The sequence below is a fragment of the Comamonas halotolerans genome, assembly GCF_030162935.1.
In the GTDB taxonomy this organism is placed as follows: Bacteria; Pseudomonadota; Gammaproteobacteria; order Burkholderiales; family Burkholderiaceae_C; genus Comamonas; species Comamonas halotolerans.
The window spans coordinates 1-1,322 of the sequence record NZ_JASAUZ010000029.1 but is presented as its reverse complement, the minus strand read 5'-3'; the positions used below and the strand labels follow the sequence as shown (position 1 = coordinate 1,322).

The 1,322-nt window shown below is 55.1% G+C and carries 1 protein-coding gene and 1 other annotated feature; the gene reads left to right on the top strand.

Annotation, left to right across the window (positions count from 1 at the left end; translation table 11 throughout):
* Positions 1-50: 50 nt before the first annotated feature.
* Positions 51-1,297, top strand: a protein-coding gene (locus tag QEP11_RS12880; protein WP_284337057.1) for an IS3 family transposase whose coding sequence is annotated in 2 segments (ribosomal slippage) — positions 51-342 and positions 342-1,297 — 1,248 coding nt in all. Because the reading frame shifts where the segments join, the coding sequence is not laid out codon by codon here.
* Positions 332-448: a sequence feature (AL1L pseudoknot), on the top strand. It overlaps the preceding gene by 117 nt.
* Positions 1,298-1,322 lie beyond the last annotated feature (25 nt).

The window sequence follows — 1,322 nt, the reverse complement described above, 5'->3', positions numbered from 1 at the left end:
TTGAATCGCACCTGCTTCCGTGGAGGCTCAACTCCTGAGAGGATTGAGTCATGAACACTAAAGCTGCTCGTTTTAGCCCAGAGGTACGTGAACGTGCCGTACGTTTGGTGCAGGAATGCCAAGCGGATTACGCATCACTGTGGGGCGCATGTGAATCAATAGCCCCCAAGATTGGCTGCTCTGTCAGCACCTTGCATGGATGGGTGCAGCGCAAAGAAATTGATGCAGGCCAACGACCAGGATTGACGACGGATGAACGTGAGCGGCTCAAGCAACTGGAGCGAGAGAACAAGGAGCTGCGCCGAGCCAATGACATCCTCAAGGCTGCGAGCGCTTTTTTTGCACAGGCGGAGCTGGACCGTCGCATCAAGAGTTAATTGACTTTGTAGACCAGTATCGTGATGCCTATGGGGTCGAGCCAATTTGCAAGTTGCTGCAAATTGCCCCATCGGGCTACAGGCGCAGGGTTCAACAAAGAAACTGCCCTTGGCTGCGCTGCAAGCGCAGCCAATCGGATGAAGAACGTTGCAGTCATATTCAACGGGTGTGGCATGCCAATTGGCAGGTGTATGGTGTCGTCAAAGTCTGGAAGCAGATGCACCGAGAGGGCCTACCCATTGCCCGCTGCACAGTGCAACGCCTGATGCGCAAGCTGGGCCTTGAAGGGGCAAGGCGAGGCAAGAAGGTACGTACGACACGCCAAGATGTGGCTCGGCCAAGCCCGCAAGACTTGGTCAACCGACAGTTCACAGCCCAGCGCCCTGACCAACTTTGGGTCGCAGACTTCACCTATGTATCAACATGGCAAGGGCAAATGTTTGTGGCCTTTGTGATTGATGTCTATGCCCGTCGCATAGTGGGCTGGCGGGTCAGCAGCCACATTCGCACGGACTTTGTAGTGGATGCGCTGGAGCAGGCGCTGTACGCCAGACGACCTTCAAGCGATACGGAACTGATTCACCACTCCGATAGGGGCAGTCAGTATGTGTCCATTCGCTACACCGAACGCTTGGAAGAAGCTGGACTGATGCCCTCAGTGGGCAGCACTGGCGATTCCTACGACAACGCCTTGGCCGAAACCATCAACGGTTTGTACAAAACGGAGGTCATCTACAAACGAGGACCGTGGAAAACAAGGGAATCACTGGAGCTGGCAACGCTGCAATGGGTGCACTGGTTCAACCATGACAGGCTGCTGGAATCCATAGGGCATATACCGCCAGCGGAAGCTGAGGCAAACTACTGGCGGCAAGTTGCCAATACCGTGCAGGCTAACGCCTGCACTTCAACAAACTAGCCTCCACCAAACCCGGTGCGATTCA